The sequence below is a fragment of the Chelativorans sp. J32 genome (assembly GCF_000518985.1).
Lineage (GTDB): Bacteria > Pseudomonadota > Alphaproteobacteria > Rhizobiales > Rhizobiaceae > Chelativorans.
Window position 1 is genome coordinate 19,436 of sequence record NZ_JAEQ01000024.1, and the last position, 19,414, is coordinate 38,849.

A 19,414-nucleotide genomic window follows, 5' to 3' on the forward strand; every position below is an offset into this window, starting at 1 on the left:
GGGCTTGTACCACCTGCTGCTCGTTTGTGTTGGCGGTGCGTTGGGTGCAGGTATGCGCCATCTGAGCACGTCGGCGGTGGCTCGCTTCGTGGGCATTGCGTTCCCATGGGGTACGCTGGCGGTCAATTTGGTGGGCTGTCTCGCTATGGGTCTGCTTGTCGGTATCCTCGCCCGGAAATTAGGCGTTCCCCACGAAATCCGGCTCTTTCTCGCCACCGGCGTGCTGGGCGGTTTCACCACTTTTTCCGCCTTCTCTCTTGATGTCGCGGTCCTCTGGGAGCGAGGCGCACAAATAGCGGCGCTGAGCTATGTGTTGGCGAGCGTCGCTGGTTCGATCCTGGCACTCTTCGGTGGATTGTGGCTCGCAAGAAGCATGCTGTGATGCTATTGCCGGCCTCGAAACGGTGAAGAGATGGCTGGCGTAGAGCAAATTCCTGTCGATAGTGGCGAGGCCGGTATGCGGCTCGACCGCTGGTTCAAGGTCCATTATCCGGGCCTCGGTTTCGGACAACTGCAGAAGCTGCTGCGTACCGGCCAGGTGCGGGTGGATGGTGGCCGCGCGAAGGCGGATACGAGGGTGCAGCCCGGACAATTGATCCGAGTGCCGCCGCTCGCCGTCGACCACAAGGGCGGCGGACCCACCACCATGCGCACCATCCGCGACCGCGGCGATGCCGAGGTGCTTTCGCAAATGCTCATCCACGAGGATGAGAAGGTCTTTGTTTTCAACAAGCCTGCCGGACTTGCGGTGCAGGGTGGTTCCGGCGTGAACCGGCATGTAGATGGCATGCTCGAGGCGTGGCGCAACAAGAAGGGCGAGAAGCCGCGGCTGGTGCACAGGCTCGACCGGGATACGTCGGGCGTTTTGGTTGTGGCGCGCACGCGTTTGGCGGCGGTGAAGCTCACGGAAGCCTTTCGCGCCCGCGAGACGAAGAAGATCTACTGGGCCCTCGTTAAAGGTGTTCCAAGCAAGCAGGAAGGCCGCATCTCCACGTGGCTCATTCGTGAGGCGACGCCGGATGGCGATCGCATGCGTATCGCCAGGCACGGCGAACCGGGGGCTGATCATGCCGTCTCCACATATCGCCTTGCGGAACAGGCCGGTACGGCATTGTCGTGGTTGATCATGGAGCCCTATACGGGGCGCATGCACCAGTTGCGCGTGCATGCCGCCCATATCGGTTGCCCGATCATCGGCGATCCGAAATATTTCGAGGCAGATCAGAACTGGGAACTGCCGGGAGGTATCCAAAATCGGCTGCATCTCCATGCGCGGCGAATCGTGATCCCGCATCCGGATGGGGGAGTGGTCGATGTCGTTGCCGAACTGCCTCCGCATATGCAGCAGAGCTGGAACTTGCTTGGCTTCAATGAAGCAGCGGCGGAAGAGGAAATCTAAACCCTGTTTCCATGTCGGGGTGACGCTTCCCGGACACTGGCCTATATAGAGATCCATGCGCGATATTCTTAAAGACCTTGATGATGGACGGCAGTTTTCGGATCCCGATCCGATACGCCGTGCGCAGAACCAAATGCGCCGGGAGCTTCCAAAGCGCTTCTATGAACGCGTCGAAGTAAGTGGCGACGGTGATTCCTGGAAGGTTCTTTTGGACGGCCGGCCTGTTCGTACGCCGCTTGGGTCGGAGCTCGTGCTGCCCAATGAAGCAGCCGCGCAGCTTGTCGCTGACGAGTTTAGCGCTCAAGGCGAGCATATCGATCCGATGAGCATGCCGGTAACGCGCCTGGTCAATACGGCGATCGACGGCGTGGCGAGCGATATTCAGGCCGTGACAGAAGACATTCTGCGCTACGCCTCGAGCGATCTTCTATATTACCGTGCGGACGCACCGGAGCGATTGATCGAGCTCCAGGCGGATGCTTGGGATCCTGTGCTCGATTGGGCCGAAGCCGAACTTAGCGCGCGCTTTATCCTTGCTGAAGGGGTCATGCATGTGGAACAGCCGCGGCAGACAATAGCTGCCGTTGGAGCGCATCTGAAGCTTCGCAACGATCCGCTGCGGCTCGCCATATTGCATGTGATGACATCGCTAACCGGCTCCGCCATCCTGGCGCTGGCGGTGGAGGCAGGCGCCATAGAGGCGGAAGCCGCCTGGAATGCGGCGCATGTGGATGAGGATTGGAATATTTCCCAGTGGGGCGAAGACGCGGAGGCGACCGCTCGTCGTACCGCACGCAAGCGAGACATGATGGCCGCGGTGGCACTGCTCAAGGCCCTGTCGTAAAGGTCTCGGAATCCGAACGCTAGAGCATCTGCCCGAAAACCGGAATCGGTTTTAGGAAAGCAAGGTGCATCAATTCAATAACTTGTAGCGTCCTTTGTGCGTCCGAATGGATGCACGGCGCTGTAAAGAAAACCTCCGCTCGTGTGAGCAGAGGTTTTTTGTTCACCGTCGATCGTTTCAGCGCTTGGCAATCGGGACGTAGTCGCGCTCCGGTGCCCCGGTGTAAAGCTGGCGAGGACGCCCGATCTTTTGCTGCGGATCCTCGATCATCTCTTTCCACTGCGCAATCCACCCGACCGTGCGGGCCACCGCGAAGAGCACTGTGAACATTGTAGTCGGGAACCCGAGAGCCTTCAGCGTGATACCGGAATAGAAGTCGATATTCGGATAGAGCTTCTTCTCGATGAAGTATTCATCCGTGAGCGCGATGCGCTCCAGCTCCATGGCGATATCGAGCTGCGGGTCATCCTTGATCCCGAGTTCTGCCAGGACTTCGTGGCAGGTCTTCTGCATTATTTTGGCGCGCGGATCGTAATTTTTATACACCCGATGTCCGAAGCCCATGAGGCGGAAGGGGTCGTTCTTGTCCTTGGCGCGCTCGATATATTCCGGGATGCGCTCCACTGAGCCGATTTCCGCAAGCATGTTAAGTGCGGCTTCGTTTGCGCCACCATGCGCGGGCCCCCACAGGCACGCGATGCCTGCAGCAATGCAGGCAAACGGATTGGCACCGGAAGATCCGGCCAGACGTACGGTCGATGTCGAAGCGTTCTGCTCGTGGTCTGCGTGCAGGATAAAGATGCGGTCCATCGCCCGCGCCAGCACCGGATTAACCTTATACTCCTCGCAGGGCACGGCGAAGCACATGTGGAGGAAGTTGGCCGCGTAAGACAGCTCGTTTCGCGGATACATGAAGGGCTGGCCGATATGGTACTTATAGGCCATCGCAGCTATGGTCGGCATCTTGGCGATCATCCGGATCGAAGCCACCATGCGCTGGTGAGGATCCGATATGTCGGTGGAGTCGTGATAGAATGCCGACAGGGCCCCAACCACGCCGCACATGACTGCCATTGGGTGGGCATCGCGGCGGAAGCCGGTGAAAAAGCGCGACATCTGCTCGTGGATCATGGTGTGCCGAGTGACGCGCAGATCGAAATCTTCTTTCTGCGCCTTCGTCGGCAGCTCTCCATAGAGGAGAAGGTAGCAGACCTCCAGGAAGTCGCCGTGCTCGGCAAGCTGCTCGATCGGGTAGCCGCGATGGAGCAAAATACCTTCATCGCCGTCGATATAGGTGATCTTCGACTCGCAGCTTGCGGTGGAGGTAAAGCCGGGGTCGTAGGTGAACATCCCCGTCTGCTTGTACAGCGACGTTATGTCTACCACGTCGGGGCCGATCGATCCTTGGCGCACCGGGTATTCGCTGCTATTTCCACCAAGTTCAAGTTTTACCGTCGAATTCGCCATCGCACATTACCTCTCTGTCTTTGAACTTGGGGCAGGAATGTCGTCGCCACGGGGAGCGGCAGGCAACCGCCAGCACGGTTTTTGGTGCCTCTAGCTAGCGTATTTGCCTAGCCGTGCCAAGATTTGACAGCCCTGCTTGTTGCGCTGCAGCATAATTGTTTCGACGTGCTCATTCGTCAATGGCTTGGTCGCGAATACGTCCGAGGGATTCTTCACGCCCAAGGACGGCCAGGACGTCAAAGATACCGGGTGAAGTGGTGCGGCCAGTGAGGGCTGCCCGCAAAGGCTGCGCAACCTTCCCCAATTTCCGGCCGGTCCTTTCCGCCAGATCACGCACGACCGCCTCGGTGCTCTCGGCAGTCCATTCCGTGACGCCTGCCAGTTCCTCGGCAAGCGCCGCAAGCATGCTTCGGGCGTCGTCATCGAGCAGGGCGGCGGCTTTTTCATCCATCGCAAGCGGCCGCTCGGAGACGAGATAGCCTGCGCTATCAAGGAGTTCCACAAGCGTTTTCGCCCGCTCCTTCAGGCCGGGAAGAGCCGCACGAAGCTGTGCTCGCCTCTTTTCATCGAGTTTGTCCCGGAATGCCGGTCCGCCCTCCAGATGTGGAAGCGTTGCCATGAATATCTCGAACAGCGCAGCATCGTCCATCTGGCGCATATGAATGCCGTTAAGCGCTTCCATCTTCTGAAAGTCAAAACGTGCTGCACCCTTGTTGACGTCGTCGATGTCGAACCATTCGATCATTTGCTCGGTGGTCATGACCTCATCATCGCCATGGCTCCAGCCGAGGCGTGCCAGATAATTGCGTAGGGCGGAGGGCAGGTAGCCCATCGCCCGGTAGGCATCCACTCCGAGAGCCCCATGGCGCTTGGAGAGCTTGCCGCCATCAGGTCCATGGATCAGCGGGATATGAGCCATCACGGGGATGTCCCAGCTCATCGCGCGGTAAATGATGGCTTGGCGCGCGGCGTTCGTAAGATGATCATCACCGCGAATGATATGCGTGACGCCCATATCGTGATCATCCACCACGACTGCGTGCATATAAGTCGGCGTGCCATCGGATCGTAAGATGATGAAGTCGTCTAGATCCTTGTTGGGGAAGCGGACATCCCCCTGTACGCGGTCATGGATAACCGTTTCGCCCTCGAGCGGTGCCTTGATGCGGATGACGGGCTTTACGCCTTGCGGAGCTTCGCTCGGGTCCCGGTCGCGCCACGTGCCATCATAACGGGGAGGGCGGCCCTCGGCGCGGGCCTTCTCCCGCATGGCCTCGATCTCTTCAGGCGTGCAGTAACAGTAATAAGCCTGCCCACGGGCCACGAGATCCTCCGCCACCTCCTTGTGGCGGGCTGCCCTGGCGAATTGGGAGATCGGCTCCCCGTCCCATGTGAGCCCCAGCCAGGCAAGTCCATCGAGAATTGCCGCCGTTGCCTCGGGCGTCGAACGCTGCCTGTCCGTGTCCTCGATCCTGAGCAGCATCTTGCCGCCCACGTGACGAGCGTAGAGCCAGTTGAAAAGCGCGGTGCGTGCGCCTCCGATGTGAAGAAAGCCGGTCGGGGAGGGCGCGAAACGAGTGACGACGGGTGTTGTCATTTTTCTGAGTCCGGATTCGTTTTGGAGCCGCGCCTAAGCAGTAGCCTGACGCAGGGTGGAAATCGGCTGCCCGTCATGTAGCATAGGCGAGGTGAGGTGCAAGGCGCCTGCGGGGGGAAGTAGGCATGGGGGGCGAACGGACGGCGGAGGCCGAGGGCGAGCGGCTGCATCTGCTGGTCACCGGGCGGAGTTTACCGACCAAGGCTGATGGCGCGGCCGATCGCGAAACAGCTGCTGATTCGCGGCCGTCGGCCGTTGCGATATCGCGCGCGTTGTTGCGAAGGATTCCCCAGACGCTTGCATCGGAAGTGGCGCGGGACGGTGGCAGGGGTGCAGGCTTCCTTTGTTTGCCGGTTCTTATGAGCGCTGGCGTCGTCGCCTACTACGCGCTGCCGCAAGAGCCCGGATTCCCGCATATCTTCGCGTCCATCCTCGCGTTGATGATCGCCTGCTTTCTGCTTCGCGCAAAGCCGGCGGGGCTTCTTTGCGCGGGTGCCCTGCTGGCTTTCATGGCAGGTGTCGGCGTTGCCAAGATCGAAACATGGCGCGCGGGAACCGCCGTTCTCGGCTCCGACGTCACGACCAGGATAACGGGTCGGGTGGTCAGCATAGAACCCCAAGCGAATGCACGGATTCGTCTGATCGTCGACATCGTCTCAACGCAGCGGCCGCAGCTCCGCCATCCTCCGGAGCGTGTCCGGCTGACGGCGCGAAAAGTACCGCCTGACCTGCGACCGGGGGACCTTTTGGATGGGCTTGTGCGGTTGATGCCGCCATCGGGTCCGGTTCGCCCCGGCAGCTATGATTTCTCCTTCGTCAGCTATTTTGCGGGGATCGGTGCACTCGGCTTCTTCATGACAGGGCCCGAACGCGCTGCAATCGACGCGGATGCTTCCCTTGCCGTCACCGCTGCCCGCTCCCTGGAGACGCTCAGGCTCGCTCTTGCCGAACGCATACGCACACATGTCGATGGGGCGGCGGGAGAGGTGGTCGTAGCCATGATCGCCGGGTACCGGCCCGGCATTCCGGAGGATGTGAATGAATGGCTCAGGCGATCGGGGCTTGCCCATATCCTCTCCATTTCCGGTCTTCACATGGCGCTTGTTGCCGCCACCGTGATGTTCATGCTGCGGGCGACAGCGGCGCTGTTCCCGGGATTTTCATCACGTGTACCGGTCAAGAAATATGCCGCGAGCGCCGCGCTCGTCTTTTGCACGCTCTATCTGTTCCTCTCGGGGACCGATGTCGCAGCACAACGCAGTTATATCATGCTCGCGGTTATGCTGGCAGCCCTCATCCTCGACCGAGCGGCGCTCACCATGCGCAACGTGGCGATTGCGGCGCTGATCATTATCGTTCTGTCCCCGCATGAGGTGGTAGGGCCGAGTTTCCAGATGTCTTTTGCCGCTACCGCGGCGCTTGTCGCAGGCTATGCCGTCTGGAGTGAGCGACGGGGGAGCCGACCGCGTGGCAGGGCGCTGCGCGATGAGTCGTTTGTCCGCCGGACCGTGCGTATGGCGCTGGGACTTGTCGTGGGAATGGCGGCGACTTCGCTCATCGCAGGCACCGCAACGGCACTCTATGGCGTTTGGCATTTTCAACGCGCGACGCCCCTGGCCCTTCCGGCAAATCTCGCGGCGATGCCCTTCGTCTCCGGCATAGCCATGCCGGCCGCGGTGCTTTCCATCTTCGCAATGCCGTTCGGCCTGGATGGCATCTTCCTGAAGGCGATGGCGGAGGCGATGAGAGCCGTTATCCTCATCGCCAAATGGTTTTCCGATCGCTCGCCGATCGATGCCGTGGGACTTATCCCGTTGTCGGCGCTTATCGTGCTTACGGTGGCGCTCATCATTGCGGTGATATCAACCAGCCGGCTGAAACTGCTCGCCGTGCCAGTCTGCCTGGTGGGACTTGCACTGCTTGCCACCCGGGATTTGCCGGACGTGCTGATCAGCGAGGACGGCAGGCTCGTCGGGGTCCGCGGGGAAGATGGGACGCTTGCGATTAATCGGGCTCGTCCCAATGCTTTTACAATGCAGGATTGGACCAGAGCGCTCAACGCGGAAATGGTGGTGAAGCCGTTGAACCAAGGCAAGCCATCCGCGCAGGCGCCCGAAACGGCATTCACCTGCACCGACGAACTCTGCCTGGCGCGGCACGTAAGCGGTGCTGTCATCGGCTATGCAGAATCGGAGCTTGCCGCTGCAGGAGCCTGTTCATCCGCAGCCGTGATCGTGATCGATGACGCAACTGCCGGGAAACCGTGCAGGGCAGGGCAAGCAGAGGTCATAACCAAGCGAGATCTGGCCCGGCAGGGGAGCGCCTCGGTTCATTTTCGCCGACGAGGAGAAGGGCTGGAACCGGAGATCACCTTCGCAATAGGAGAGCAGTGGCGGCTTTGGCATGAACACCGGGCCTGGTCTCGTGCCTCGCGCGGGCTGCCGCCGAACAATGGTGGAACGAGACGATCAGAGCCGGAGTGAAGGTCACAATCCGAGTACCGCTCTGTTATCAATTGAGCCTGTGATGCCGATCACCAGCTCGCGGTGCCGGATTTAAGATCAGGCCGCAGCGCTAATTCTCTGACATAGGTTGCCGCTTCGATAACAGCGCGCATCTTGCGCCAACGGCTCTGGGGTCGACCTTGCCAGCCTACCGTTCTCAATATCGGCGGATGAGACCCACCAGCCGGCCCTGCACCTTCACGCGATCAGGGCCGAATATGCGCGTTTCATAGGCGGGATTTGCGGCTTCAAGTGCAATCGACGCGCCCTTGCGGCGAAAGCGCTTCAAGGTCGCTTCCTCTTCATCCACCAGTGCGACGACGATATCACCGGGATTGGCCGTCTGAGTTTCGCGAATAATGACCGTATCGCCATCGAAAATACCGGCCTCGATCATCGAATCGCCCTTCACTTCAAGAGCATAATGCTCGCCGCCGCCGATCATATCGGGCGGCACGCCGATCGAATGGGTCCGATGCTGGATGGCATCGATCGGCACGCCGGCTGCGATCCGGCCCATGACGGGAATCGAAACGATGCCAGCTTCATCATCATTGTTCGCCGGCGTTCTTTGGGATGGCGTGCTACGGCCTTGGCCTCCCTCGATGACGCTTGGCGAGAATTTGCGCGGCGCGCCCAGGCCGGGGGCGATCGAATCGGGCAGCCGTAAAACTTCGAGAGCTCGCGCCCGGTTGGGAAGGCGACGGATGAAACCTCGCTCCTCCAGAGCTGTGATCAACCGGTGAATACCGGACTTGGAGGCCAGATCGAGAGCCTCCTTCATCTCATCGAATGAGGGTGGGATGCCCGTCTCTTTAAGGCGGGCATGAATGAAAAGCAGCAGCTCGTGCTGTTTGCGCGTGAGCATCGTCACCACCCGGAATCAGTCATAAACAAAACCAGAACATACACTATATGTTCGAGTTGTGTTCCGCAATACTAAAATTGGATGGTTATTAAACTACCACCATGCGCTAGCGCAGCATGAGGATTGTGCAGGGAGAACCGGCTTGGGCCGCTGGCGCATGCGGAGGGCGTATGATCAATCCATTCGCCGTCGCAAGCGTGGTGAGCATCGAGGAGTCCTGCCGCTCGAAGGGGGTGGCAATCGGGCAATCGGAATCCTCCTCGATTACGGCGCGGATATAGTCCTGCCGCTCGTCATTTTCCTTGAGGGGTGCCCCGAGCCTGCCCGTTCGCAGGTCCGGGCGGAAACTTCGCCCGGAAAGCCTCGACACCATGGGGCGCAGGAAAAGATGCGCGCAGACGAAGCTGGAGACGGGGTTTCCCGGCAGCCCCAGCACGCGGGTCTCTCCGAAACGACCTACCATCAACGGTTTTCCGGGACGCATGGCGATCTTCCAGAAATCCAGTTCCATTCCCTCGGCGGCAAGGACATGGCGCACGAGATCATGCTCGCCTACGGAAGCGCCGCCGAGCGTGACAATGATATGGGCGCCTAGTTCAAGCGCGCGCCGCACGGCTCTCGAGATCGCATCCTCCTGATCCGGCACGATCCCGAGATCGGATATCTCCGCCCCTTCACGTTTTGCCAGAGCTGCGATCGCAAAATTGTTGGAGGCGACGATCTGATCGGGCCCAGGCGTGACATCGGGAGGTACAAGTTCGTCGCCGGTGGCGATGAGAGCGACATGAGGTCGACGCACCACTGGCAATCGAGAGTGCCCGGCGGCAGCGGCGAGCGAAAGAGCGGCAGGATCTAGAAACCTACCTTTGGCAAGGATTTCATCGCCTTCTTTGAAGTCGAAGCCGGCGCGCCGGATGTGGCGGCCGGGGGAAGGGCGCTCCAAAGCAAGGATGCGTCCGGGATCGAGGACGGAGGCGTTCTCCTGAAGAAGGATCGTGTCGGCGCCTTCGGGAACGGGGGCGCCGGTGAAGATGCGCACCGCTTCTCCGGGACTTATGCGGCCCGGAAAGCGACGGCCTGCTGCGGATTCGCCGATGACGGACAGTGTCGAAGAGGATGCCTCTATATCCGATGCGCGAACCGCGTATCCGTCCATGGCAGAGGCATCGAAGGGCGGCTGCGTGCGCCGTGCTCTGAGATCCGCTGCGAGCACACGCTCCGCCGCCTCCGGTAGCGCCACTTCCTCGCTGGTTAGAGGCTCCAGTCCCTCCAGCGTGCGCAGAAGGGCCTCTTCAACGGGAAGCAGTGCCATGAGCCGCGTCCTCCGCGCGCCAGGTGCCCGATTTTCCCCCCGTTTTCTCGAGCAGGCGGATATCCGAAATGACCATGGCCCTGTCCAGGGCCTTCGCCATATCGTAGATCGTAAGACAGGCAACCGAAGCGGCGGTCAATGCTTCCATCTCCACGCCGGTCTTGCCCGTCACCCGGGCCAACGCTTCGACCCTGAGGCCGGGTAGCGCTTCGTCCGGCATGATATCAATCGCGATCTTCGTGAGCGCCAGCGGATGGCACAATGGGATCAATTCATGCGTTCTCTTGGCAGCCATGATGCCGGCAATACGTGCAACCGCGATAACATCGCCCTTCTTCGCATCGCCTTTCAGGATCGCCTGCAACGTCTCGGGAGACATGATCACCGCGCCTGCCGCGACGGCCGTGCGTTCCGTCTCCCCCTTGGCGCCCACGTCGACCATTTCGGCGCGGCCATCTTCACGCAGATGGGTAAGCCTCGTCTCCCGTTCCTTGGTCATATCAGTTTGCCGGCTCGAAATCCGGCTGCAGGCCAAGCAGCTGGCGCGTTGCCGCCTCGACATTCTCCTGGCGCATCAGGCTTTCGCCCACCAGGAAGGTCGAAATGCCGACCTTCGCCAGGCGCATACAATCGGCGTGGCTGAAGATGCCGCTTTCGCCCACGATGATGCGATCCTCCGGCACCAGTGGGGCAAGCCGTTCGGTGGTCTCCAGCGTCGTTTCAAAGGTACGGAGATTGCGATTGTTTATGCCAATCAGCGGAGACGAGAGCTTCAAAGCCCTTTCCAACTCGGCTTCGTCATGAACCTCGATCAGGGCTTCCATACCGAGCTCACCCGCTGCCTCAGCAAGCATCTTCGCCTCATCGTCAGAAAGGCTCGCCATGATGATCAAAATGGCGTCGGCACCCCATGCACGCGCTTCAAGCACCTGATAGGGCTCGAACATGAAATCCTTGCGCAGGGCAGGCAGAACGGTCGCTGCGCGGGCATTGGTCAGGAATTCGGGCGCACCCTGGAAAGAAGGACCATCGGTGAGGACCGAGAGGCACGCAGCTCCGCCGCGTTCATAGGCTCGCGCGAGCGCGGGAGGATCGAAATCGGCTCGTATCAGCCCCTTTGAAGGGCTCGCTTTCTTCACCTCGGCAATCAGTGCCAATTGACCTTCCGCGTGCTTGGCCCGAAGCGCAGCAACGAAGCTCCGTACGGGCCCTACATCACGCGCGCGGGCGGCAAGTTCACCGGGGGAGACCGCCGCTTTCGCCGCTGCGATCTCCTCACGCTTATAGACTTCGATCTTGCGAAGAATATCCGCCATGACGTCCAACTTATCCTCAGCGGTCGCGATTGGAAACCGCGATGAGCTTCTCTAGGGCGGCTAGCGCATAGCCCTCATCGATTGATCGGGAGGCAAGCTCGATGGCATCGCTGAGAGCTGCGGCTTTTCCCGCTACGACGAGGGCGCCGGCAGCATTCAGAAGGGCTATATCGCGGTAAGCATTTCGCTCACCTTCGAGCACGCGGCGCAATGCTTCGCCGTTGTGTTGGCCGTCGCCACCTTTAAGAGCCTCCACGGTCACCCGCGTCAGACCGACATCCTCCGGCGCGATCTCGAAGGTGGTCACTTCGCCGTTCTCGACGGCTGCAACCTGCGTGACGCCCGCGGTGGTGATCTCGTCAAGCCCGTCGCCATATACCACCCAGGCCCGTTCTGCACCAAGCTGCCTCAACACCTGCGCAATGGGCTCCACCCAATGCGCAGAGAAAACGCCGACGAGCTGCCGCTTCACCCTTGCCGGATTCGATAGCGGGCCAAGCAAGTTGAAAATGGTACGCGTTCCGAGCTCGACCCTGGTCGGCCCCACATGGCGCATCGCTGCGTGGTGGTTGGGGGCGAACATGAAGCCGACACCCGCCTCGGCTATGCAATCTGCAATCTGATCCGGCCTGAGTTCGATGTTAACGCCGAGAGCCGTGAGACTATCCGCGGCACCGGACTTAGAGGACAGCGCACGATTGCCATGTTTCGCCACTGGGACCCCACACCCGGCCACGATGAACGCGGCACAGGTCGAGACATTGTACGTCCCCGAAGCATCCCCGCCCGTTCCCACGATATCGACCGCTTCCGTGGGGGCGGAAACCGGAAGCATCTTGGACCGCATCGTGTCGACGGCGCCGCTGATCTCGTCCACGGTCTCGCCGCGCACGCGCAATGCCATAAGGAAACCACCGATCTGGCTAGGGGTGGCCTCGCCGGACATGATGATCTCGAAGGCATCGCGAGCTTCCGCGAAGTTCAGGGCCGCGCCGGAAGCCACTTTGGCGATGTAGGCCTTAAGGTCTGCCATGGGTCAGAAGGCGAGCGCTTGCTGTATCGCCGTGCGGTTTATGGTGACTTGATGCTCGGTCTGGAGGCGGCTGACGAGCTGATTCAGCAGATCGTTCTCCAGTCCTTGAGTGATGGCGTTCTTGACGTCGTCGGGGAGCGACTCGGCTGTCGCCGCGGCCGGCTCGAAAACCTCCGTCACCTGGAAAATGAAGCGCGCATCACCCGCCGGATTGGTGACTGTTCCGGTGCCGCCCTTTGCCACGCTGAAAGCGGCACTCACGCCGGCCTGCCCGAGATCGGCGTCGTTTGCCTCTCGCTTCAGGCCCCGCTTCACGACCTTTTCCTGGCCGAGTTCGGATGCGACCTGATCGAGGGGCTTGCCGTTCTTTACCTCTTCTTCGAGGGCCTTGGCGCGTTCGTCGAGCCGGGAGGCGACCTCCGCTTCGGTCCAGTCTTTCAGCACACGATCGCGAACCTCGGCGAACTCCCGGTCGCGCGCCGGCATGATATCGGCCACTTCGTAGAAAAGGTAACCACTGCCAGGGAGATTGACTGGCGCATTGTCCACACCGACTTCCGTATCGAATGCTCCGGAGAGGAGAGCCGGCAGGTTCGGAATGCCTTCGACACGCGTTCCGTCCGGCTTGTTCCCCTCTCTATCCACGGCATCAATACTGTTCACGGTGAGATTGAGATGCTCAGCCGCTTCCCGCAACGTATTACCAGCCGCGCGGGCGTCGTCATACTGGTCAAGGGTGTCAAGCAGGAGACGATTCGCCTCGTCCAGCGCGAGCTGATGGCGAATTTCCTCTTTCACCTGATCGAACGGTGTGACTGCCTCGGGCGAGATTTCTGTAACGCGTAGAAGCACGGGTCCGAACGTGCCCTGTACCACGTCGCTCACCTGATCCTTGGTAAGCGAAAAAGCGGCGTCTGCGATGGCCTGGTCCGGTATGTCCGCGCGGGTCAACGAGCCAAGGTTCACGTCTTCGAGCTTCTTTCCCTGCCGCTCGACAAGATCCTCGAAGGTGGTCCCCGTGCGCATGCTTTCTCGAGCAGCCGTGGCTTCCTCAGGAGAGGAGAAGGTCAGCTGCTCGATCGTGCGCCGCTCCGGCGTCGTGTACTGGCCCTGATTTCCGTCATAGTAGCTCTTTACCTGCTCGTCGGAGATCACCGAAGGGTCAGCAATGTCTTCAGCTTCAAGCTTCGCATACTCGATCTTGCGGTATTCTGGCGCGGCGTAATCGGCCTTGTGCTCATCGAACCAGCCTTGGAGCTCTTCGTCGCCAGGTGCTTCGATCGGTTCGACCGCCGAGCGGGACAACGCCACATATTCGACCGTGCGATCTTCTCCCCGGTATCGCGCGATACCGCGCAGCAGCTCGTCAGGGGCAGAAACGCCACTGGCGACAGCGTCGACAATCTGCTGTCTCACGGCCGCCTGCTCGCGATTTCTAAGATAGTCCTCGGGCCGCATGCCGATTCGATTGAGCACGAACTCGAACTGGTTCCTGTCGAACCGGCCATTCAGCCCCTGGAAGGCGGGATCGGCAGCCGTGAGTTGTGCAAGCTTGTCTCTCGACACGCCCAGCCCGATTTCTCGAGCGGTCTCGTCGAGCACCGCCCCGGCGGATAATTGAGAGAGCACCTGCTCATCGATCCCGAACGCCACCGCCTGATCCCTCGTAAGGCGCGTTCCGAATTGCTGGGAAAGCTCGGAAATGCGCCGGTCGTAAGCCAAACGGTAATCGAGCGCGGAGACGGAGGTTCCCCCGGCCGTTATCACGTCGCTGTTCGCACCTGTCGGCACTGAGCCAGATATGCCCCAGATGGCAAAACTCGCGACAAGAACTATGAGCAAGAGTTTTGCGACCCAGGTGGATGCCGCACTTCGGAGGCTGTCGAGCATGTCTTAATCTACTGTCCGTCGATGGAGGTCGAATTGCGTTTGTTTCTTCTTCGGGAATAGCGCCCTGGAACACAGCTGTCGATTGCTTTGTGGCGTCTTTTTGATACTGAACCCTTCCGTGCACAACCCATGGAGGCTTCATGACCCCCGCAATTCGTCCTCTCATCGCCGGCAACTGGAAGATGCATGGCACCTCAAGCTCGCTGCCTGAGTTGAAGGCTGTCGCCAGTGGCTTCACCAATGCCGCAGGGGAGGGTGCGGAAGGGGTCGTGTGCGTCCCTGCCACATTGTTGGGACGTGCCGGTGAGATATTGGCTGCCAGCCCGGTAGCAGCCGGGGGGCAGGATTGCCATCCTGCACCGAACGGGGCCCATACGGGGGACATTGCGGCCGAGATGTTGGCAGACTGCGGCGCACGTTACGTCATCGTTGGGCACTCGGAGCGGCGGACCGACCATCACGAGAGTGACGCTGATGTGGCAAGCAAGGCGGAGGCCGCCTGGCGGGCGGGCCTGATCGCTATAATCTGTGTCGGGGAGACCAAGGCACAGCGCGAAGCGGGGGATACGCTTTCCGTACTTTCCGGGCAGATTGCGGGGTCCGTTCCTGCAGGAGCCACGGCGGGAAATACGGTAATCGCCTATGAACCTGTATGGGCCATCGGCACCGGCCTTACTCCGACGCCGGAGGACGTAGCAAAAGCGCATGCTCATCTCCGCGCCGAACTTAAGAAGAAGCTGGGCGACGAAGCCAATGCGATGCGAATTCTTTACGGCGGTTCGGTGAAACCGTCTAACGCTGCCGAATTGCTCTCGCTGTTGAATGTGGATGGCGCGCTCATCGGTGGAGCCAGCCTCGTGGCGGCCGATTTTCTCGCGATCGCATCGGCAGTTAAGAGCAAATAAGCCGCAAGCGGCTTTTGCCGCTTGCAATGGTGCATAGTGCGCCTATCTGTGCCCGGTAGGGCTTGGAAAAGCGCCTAAAGCCGTGTAATGAGCCGCGTCCGCGACAGGAATGCGGTCCGCGTCAGGCGCCGGAAGGAATCATGCAAACAATCATCATCGTCATTCACTTGCTCATTGTCGTCGCGCTTGTCGGCGTGGTTCTGATGCAGCGCTCGGAAGGCGGTGGGCTTGGAATCGGCGGGGGTTCCGGTTTCATGACTGCACGCGGTGCGGCAAACGCGCTTACCCGTACGACGGCGATTCTGGCGGCGGCCTTCTTTGCCACCTCCCTGGCGCTTTCGCTCCACGCGCGTTATCAGGAGCGGCCCACCGACATTTTCAATCGCTTGCCGCAGGACCAGACGGCCCCGAGCGGTTCTGGCGGTTCCGGCGGCGGTATCCTCGACCAGCTCGGCGGCAGTGCCACGCCGCCAGCCGAGAGCGGCGCTCCTTCCGCGCAGCAGAACGCTCCTGCGCAGGAACAGACGCCGCCTTCTCCGGCTGAGCCTCAGGCCGCGCCAGCGCCGGCGGAGCAGCAGACCGCGCCGGCTCAGTCGACCAATCCGGAAGCGCAGGTGCCCACCGGCCAATAAAATTGGGCTTGGCTTGAAGATTTTGCGGGCGGCGCAAGCCGCCCGTTTGAGTTCGTTGAGCGGTTATACGCAGAAAAGAAGCAGATATGGCCATTTTCGTCTGGCGGAATCGTCCGCGTCAAGCTAAGCGGTGAGTCCCATGGCGCGATATGTTTTCATAACCGGCGGCGTGGTCTCCTCCCTTGGCAAAGGCATTGCATCAGCGGCACTTGGTGCGCTGCTGCAGGCACGTGGGTACCGGGTCCGTCTGAGGAAGCTCGATCCCTACCTCAATGTGGATCCTGGCACGATGTCGCCGTATCAGCACGGCGAAGTCTTCGTGACCGACGATGGGGCGGAAACGGATCTCGATCTGGGCCATTACGAGCGTTTCACCGGGCGCTCCGCCAATAAGCGGGACAACGTCACAACAGGCCGCATCTACCAGAACATCATCGAGAAAGAGCGGCGTGGCGACTATCTTGGCGCGACCGTGCAGGTGATCCCGCACGTGACCGACGAGATCAAGCAGTTCATCCTCGAGGGCAATGAAGATTTTGACTTTGTGCTCTGCGAGATCGGCGGCACGGTGGGCGACATCGAGGCAATGCCGTTCCTCGAAGCAATTCGCCAGCTCGGTAACGAGTTGCCGCGCGGAAATGCCGTTTACGTCCACCTGACGCTGATGCCTTGGATTCCGGCGGCCGGCGAGCTCAAAACCAAGCCCACGCAGCACTCGGTCAAAGAACTACGCTCGATCGGCATTGCACCGGACATCCTCCTCGTCCGCGCGGACAGGCCCATCCCTCAGGACGAGCGCAGAAAGCTTTCCCTCTTCTGCAATGTGCGCGAATCGGCCGTCATCCAGGCATTGGACGTCGCGCATATCTACGACGTGCCGATAGCCTATCACAAGGAGGGGCTCGATTCGGAAGTGCTCGCTGCCTTCGGTATCGATCCGGCCCCCAAGCCTCGGATGGAGCGCTGGGAGGAAGTCTCTCAGCGAATCCACAATCCGGAAGGTGAGGTGACGATTGCAGTGGTCGGCAAATATACCGGCCTTAAGGATGCCTATAAGTCGCTCAACGAGGCGCTTACCCATGGCGGCATCGCGAACCGCGTTCGCGTAAAGCTCGAATGGATCGAATCGGAGATCTTCGAGAAGGAAGATCCCGCGCCATGGCTTGAGAAGGTACACGGAATTCTTGTCCCCGGCGGCTTCGGCGAGCGCGGCTCGGAAGGCAAGATTCTGGCGGCGAAATTTGCGCGCGAGCGGAAGGTGCCCTATTTCGGCATCTGCTTCGGCATGCAGATGGCCTGTATCGAAGCGGCACGTTCCCTGGCCGGCATCGAAAACGCATCCTCCACCGAGTTCGGCCCGACCGAGGAGCCCGTGGTGGGTCTCATGACCGAATGGCTGCGTGGGAACATGCTTGAAAAGCGCACCGCTGCTGGCGACCTTGGCGGCACGATGCGCCTCGGTGCCTACGAAGCGCGCTTGCAGCCCGGATCGAAAATTGCGGAGATCTATGGCTCGGAGGAAATCTCCGAACGGCACCGGCATCGCTACGAGGTCAATATCGGCTATCGCGAGAAGCTCGAAGCGTGCGGGCTGGTCTTCGCCGGCCTTTCACCTGATGGCGTGTTGCCCGAGACGATCGAGTATCCGGATCACCCTTGGTTCATCGGTGTGCAGTACCATCCCGAGCTGAAGAGCCGGCCGTTCGAGCCGCATCCGCTCTTTGCCTCCTTCATTGCTGCCGCTGTAGAGCAGTCGCGGTTGGTGTGAGCCGGCTACCGCTGGACGTCCGCAAGGTTGTAATTCAACTCCCAGTGCTTACCTCTTTGATATTGTTAGGTAATACTGGGACGATTGCATGAAGCTTGATCATTGCGTGCTTCCGTCGGCAAATCTCGCGATAGCACGGGAGCTACTCACCAGACTCGGCTTTACCGTTGCGCCGGACGCGGCGCATCCCTTTGGAATAACGAGCTGTCGCGTCTTTTTTGAAGATGGCAGCTATCTGGAATCAGTTGTCTTGGCCGACAAGAATGCCACCCGCAGGGCATCGGCTGCAGGAAATGTCTTTGTACAACGTGATCGGAGGTTTCGGGACGCCGGTGGCGATGAGGGATTTTCGGCCCTTGCATTTGGCACCGACGATGCTGCCTTGGATCATATTCGCTTCGTTGATGGGGAGATGTCGGCGGGCGATCCGCTGTCCTTCTCAAGGCCATTTCCAGACAGCAGCGGCAATAAAACAGAAGCCTCGTTCAAGCTGGCCTTTGCTGCTCCGGAGGATGCGCCGTCCTTTTTCTTCACCTGTGAGCGGGTAAAAACACCTGCTGTTGATTGCTCGACCCTTTGTCAGCATGCAAACCATGTGAGCGGTATACTGCGGATACTGGTTACGGCTTCGGAACCGCGTGCAGCAGGAACGTTTCTCTCGCAGTTCCTTCAGACAGGATCCGGCGGGGGTGTCTGGCCACTTGACAACGTGGTCCTCTCCCTACTTACGGATGCCAAGCAGGTCTATAATATGGATCCTGATAGCGATGGGAATCTCCGGCTGCGCGGAATTGTTTCCGTACGGCCTCCGTCAAGGCGCTCGCTGAGCGCTTGGTCGTTGCGCAGATTGCCCATACCATGCATAGAGGCAGACTTGTCGTGCCTCCTGCACCGGGACAGGGGGCATACTTTTTCTTTGAGGAACCGCCCAAAAGTTCCGTCGCAGAGGCCATTTTGGAGGCCGTTCTAAGGTGCTAAGCTATGAATCCCAATCCGCGGGTTGAAATCGGCAATGCCGTCTTTGCTAATGACGCGCCGCTCTCCTTGATCGCGGGCCCGTGCCAGCTGGAAAGCCGTGAGCATGCCTTCGAGATCGCCGGACGGCTCAAGGAACTGACAGAAAAGCTGGGGATCGGTTTCGTCTACAAGACGAGCTTTGACAAGGCGAACCGTACGTCCCTCTCCGGCAAGCGCGGGATCGGCCTCGACGCTGCGCTGCAAATTTTTGCCGACCTTCGCAGGGAGCTCGAGCTCTCCGTGCTGACGGATGTCCATACCGAAGAGCAATGTGCCGTCGTGGCCGAGGTCGTCGACGTGTTGCAGATTCCGGCCTTTCTCTCGCGGCAGACGGACTTGCTCATCGCTGCTGCCAGGACCGGTAAGGTCGTCAATGTGAAGAAGGGGCAATTCCTTGCGCCCTGGGACATGAAGAATGTGGTCGCCAAGGTTACCGATTCGGGCAATGCAAACGTTCTTGTGACCGAGCGTGGCGCTTCCTTTGGCTATAATACGCTCGTCTCCGACATGCGCGCCTTGCCGATCATGGCCGAGATCGGCGCGCCGGTGATCTTCGACGCCACCCATTCGGTGCAGCAGCCGGGGGGGCAGGGGAACTCCTCGGGCGGCGAGCGGCGCTTCGTGGAGACATTGGCGCGGGCCGCGGTGGCCGTCGGCGTGGCGGGCGTGTTCATCGAGACTCATCAGGATCCCGACAATGCGCCTTCGGATGGGCCGAACATGGTGCCTCTCGACAAGATGCCGGCGCTTTTGGAACGGCTAATAGCCTTCGACAGGATTGCGAAGGCGGTCTGAGCCTTTCAGCCCGGCTGCATTGTCTTTTTCATCGCTTAGAGTAAGAGAGGCGCGATCATCAAAACCC

At 60.4% G+C, this 19,414-nt stretch carries 17 protein-coding genes; 9 read left to right on the plus strand and 8 right to left on the minus strand.

Going from position 1 to position 19,414, the window contains the following annotated elements:
* Window positions 1-4: 4 nt before the first annotated feature.
* From crcB to CHEJ32_RS0121770, 3 genes are read left to right on the plus strand one after another with little or no spacing between them, the layout of a single operon-like run.
* Window positions 5-382 (plus strand): fluoride efflux transporter CrcB, encoded by a 378-nt coding sequence (gene crcB / locus CHEJ32_RS0121760; protein ID WP_028035667.1) that lies wholly within the window; start codon window positions 5-7, stop codon window positions 380-382.
* A gap of 30 nt (window positions 383-412) precedes the next feature.
* Complete coding sequence (locus CHEJ32_RS0121765; protein WP_028035668.1) at window positions 413-1,399, plus strand: RluA family pseudouridine synthase; 987 nt, start codon at window positions 413-415, stop codon at window positions 1,397-1,399.
* Window positions 1,400-1,454: 55 nt separating this feature from the next.
* Window positions 1,455-2,243 (plus strand): ATP12 family chaperone protein, encoded by a 789-nt coding sequence (locus CHEJ32_RS0121770; RefSeq protein ID WP_028035669.1) that lies wholly within the window; start codon window positions 1,455-1,457, stop codon window positions 2,241-2,243.
* 177 nt (window positions 2,244-2,420) lie between these two features.
* Here the strand turns inward: CHEJ32_RS0121770 and gltA are convergent, their stop codons facing one another.
* A complete protein-coding gene (gene gltA, locus CHEJ32_RS0121775; RefSeq protein ID WP_028035670.1) occupies window positions 2,421-3,710 on the minus strand; it encodes a citrate synthase in 1,290 nt (429 codons plus the stop codon).
* Window positions 3,711-3,879: 169 nt separating this feature from the next.
* Window positions 3,880-5,307, minus strand: a complete 1,428-nt coding sequence (gene gltX / locus CHEJ32_RS0121780; protein ID WP_028035671.1) for a glutamate--tRNA ligase — start codon at window positions 5,305-5,307, stop codon at window positions 3,880-3,882.
* Window positions 5,308-5,432: 125 nt separating this feature from the next.
* Between gltX and CHEJ32_RS0121785 the strand changes: the two genes are divergently transcribed.
* Entirely contained in the window at window positions 5,433-7,790 is a 2,358-nt protein-coding gene (locus CHEJ32_RS0121785) for a ComEC/Rec2 family competence protein (RefSeq protein WP_028035672.1), read from the plus strand.
* A 178-nt stretch (window positions 7,791-7,968) separates the two neighbouring features.
* Here the strand turns inward: CHEJ32_RS0121785 and lexA are convergent, their stop codons facing one another.
* From lexA to CHEJ32_RS0121815, 6 genes are all read right to left on the minus strand, one after another.
* Window positions 7,969-8,679 (minus strand): transcriptional repressor LexA, encoded by a 711-nt coding sequence (gene lexA / locus CHEJ32_RS0121790; protein WP_028035673.1) that lies wholly within the window; start codon window positions 8,677-8,679, stop codon window positions 7,969-7,971.
* A gap of 106 nt (window positions 8,680-8,785) precedes the next feature.
* Entirely contained in the window at window positions 8,786-9,991 is a 1,206-nt protein-coding gene (glp, locus tag CHEJ32_RS0121795; protein WP_028035674.1) for a gephyrin-like molybdotransferase Glp, read from the minus strand.
* Entirely contained in the window at window positions 9,972-10,490 is a 519-nt protein-coding gene (gene moaC / locus CHEJ32_RS0121800; protein ID WP_028035675.1) for a cyclic pyranopterin monophosphate synthase MoaC, read from the minus strand. The genes glp and moaC overlap by 20 nt, the downstream gene beginning before the upstream one ends.
* A 1-nt stretch (window position 10,491) precedes the next feature.
* Window positions 10,492-11,307 carry an indole-3-glycerol phosphate synthase TrpC gene (trpC, locus tag CHEJ32_RS0121805; protein ID WP_028035676.1) on the minus strand — a complete coding sequence of 272 codons (816 nt, stop codon included), beginning with the start codon at window positions 11,305-11,307 and terminating at the stop codon, window positions 10,492-10,494.
* A 16-nt stretch (window positions 11,308-11,323) separates the two neighbouring features.
* Window positions 11,324-12,340, minus strand: a complete 1,017-nt coding sequence (gene trpD, locus CHEJ32_RS0121810; RefSeq protein ID WP_028035677.1) for an anthranilate phosphoribosyltransferase — start codon at window positions 12,338-12,340, stop codon at window positions 11,324-11,326.
* A 3-nt stretch (window positions 12,341-12,343) separates the two neighbouring features.
* Complete coding sequence (locus tag CHEJ32_RS0121815) at window positions 12,344-14,230, minus strand: SurA N-terminal domain-containing protein (protein ID WP_028035678.1); 1,887 nt, start codon at window positions 14,228-14,230, stop codon at window positions 12,344-12,346.
* 140 nt (window positions 14,231-14,370) lie between these two features.
* Here CHEJ32_RS0121815 and tpiA point away from each other — a divergent pair, with 140 nt between their 5' ends.
* The 5 genes from tpiA to kdsA all read left to right on the plus strand — a co-directional run bounded on the left by tpiA (window position 14,371) and on the right by kdsA (window position 19,347).
* The gene (tpiA, locus tag CHEJ32_RS0121820; protein ID WP_028035679.1) at window positions 14,371-15,135 is read left to right on the plus strand and encodes a triose-phosphate isomerase; all 765 of its coding nucleotides are present in this window, start codon (window positions 14,371-14,373) and stop codon (window positions 15,133-15,135) included.
* A gap of 140 nt (window positions 15,136-15,275) precedes the next feature.
* On the plus strand, window positions 15,276-15,767 hold the full coding sequence (secG, locus tag CHEJ32_RS0121825) for a preprotein translocase subunit SecG (protein WP_028035680.1): 492 nt from the start codon (window positions 15,276-15,278) through the stop codon (window positions 15,765-15,767).
* 139 nt (window positions 15,768-15,906) lie between these two features.
* Window positions 15,907-17,535, plus strand: a complete 1,629-nt coding sequence (locus CHEJ32_RS0121830) for a CTP synthase (protein WP_028035681.1) — start codon at window positions 15,907-15,909, stop codon at window positions 17,533-17,535.
* Between the two features lie 88 nt (window positions 17,536-17,623).
* Window positions 17,624-18,505, plus strand: coding sequence for a VOC family protein (locus CHEJ32_RS26925; protein WP_084032904.1), 882 nt, complete (start codon window positions 17,624-17,626; stop codon window positions 18,503-18,505).
* Between the two features lie 11 nt (window positions 18,506-18,516).
* Window positions 18,517-19,347 (plus strand): 3-deoxy-8-phosphooctulonate synthase, encoded by an 831-nt coding sequence (gene kdsA, locus CHEJ32_RS0121835; protein WP_028035682.1) that lies wholly within the window; start codon window positions 18,517-18,519, stop codon window positions 19,345-19,347.
* The last annotated feature ends 67 nt before the right edge of the window (window positions 19,348-19,414 follow it).

What these genes read in the sequence shown, in the direction of transcription:
- CHEJ32_RS0121765 (WP_028035668.1), top strand. Translation starts at nt 413, where the DNA reads ATGGCTGGCGTAGAGCAAATTCCTGTCGATAGTGGCGAGGCCGGTATG.
- CHEJ32_RS0121770 (WP_028035669.1), top strand. Translation starts at nt 1,455, where the DNA reads ATGCGCGATATTCTTAAAGACCTTGATGATGGACGGCAGTTTTCGGAT.
- gltA (WP_028035670.1), bottom strand. Translation starts at nt 3,710, where the DNA reads ATGGCGAATTCGACGGTAAAACTTGAACTTGGTGGAAATAGCAGCGAA.
- gltX (WP_028035671.1), bottom strand. Translation starts at nt 5,307, where the DNA reads ATGACAACACCCGTCGTCACTCGTTTCGCGCCCTCCCCGACCGGCTTT.
- CHEJ32_RS0121785 (WP_028035672.1), top strand. Translation starts at nt 5,433, where the DNA reads ATGGGGGGCGAACGGACGGCGGAGGCCGAGGGCGAGCGGCTGCATCTG.
- lexA (WP_028035673.1), bottom strand. Translation starts at nt 8,679, where the DNA reads ATGCTCACGCGCAAACAGCACGAGCTGCTGCTTTTCATTCATGCCCGC.
- glp (WP_028035674.1), bottom strand. Translation starts at nt 9,991, where the DNA reads ATGGCACTGCTTCCCGTTGAAGAGGCCCTTCTGCGCACGCTGGAGGGA.
- moaC (WP_028035675.1), bottom strand. Translation starts at nt 10,490, where the DNA reads ATGACCAAGGAACGGGAGACGAGGCTTACCCATCTGCGTGAAGATGGC.
- trpC (WP_028035676.1), bottom strand. Translation starts at nt 11,307, where the DNA reads ATGGCGGATATTCTTCGCAAGATCGAAGTCTATAAGCGTGAGGAGATC.
- trpD (WP_028035677.1), bottom strand. Translation starts at nt 12,340, where the DNA reads ATGGCAGACCTTAAGGCCTACATCGCCAAAGTGGCTTCCGGCGCGGCC.
- CHEJ32_RS0121815 (WP_028035678.1), bottom strand. Translation starts at nt 14,230, where the DNA reads ATGCTCGACAGCCTCCGAAGTGCGGCATCCACCTGGGTCGCAAAACTC.
- tpiA (WP_028035679.1), top strand. Translation starts at nt 14,371, where the DNA reads ATGACCCCCGCAATTCGTCCTCTCATCGCCGGCAACTGGAAGATGCAT.
- secG (WP_028035680.1), top strand. Translation starts at nt 15,276, where the DNA reads ATGCAAACAATCATCATCGTCATTCACTTGCTCATTGTCGTCGCGCTT.
- CHEJ32_RS0121830 (WP_028035681.1), top strand. Translation starts at nt 15,907, where the DNA reads ATGGCGCGATATGTTTTCATAACCGGCGGCGTGGTCTCCTCCCTTGGC.
- CHEJ32_RS26925 (WP_084032904.1), top strand. Translation starts at nt 17,624, where the DNA reads ATGAAGCTTGATCATTGCGTGCTTCCGTCGGCAAATCTCGCGATAGCA.
- kdsA (WP_028035682.1), top strand. Translation starts at nt 18,517, where the DNA reads ATGAATCCCAATCCGCGGGTTGAAATCGGCAATGCCGTCTTTGCTAAT.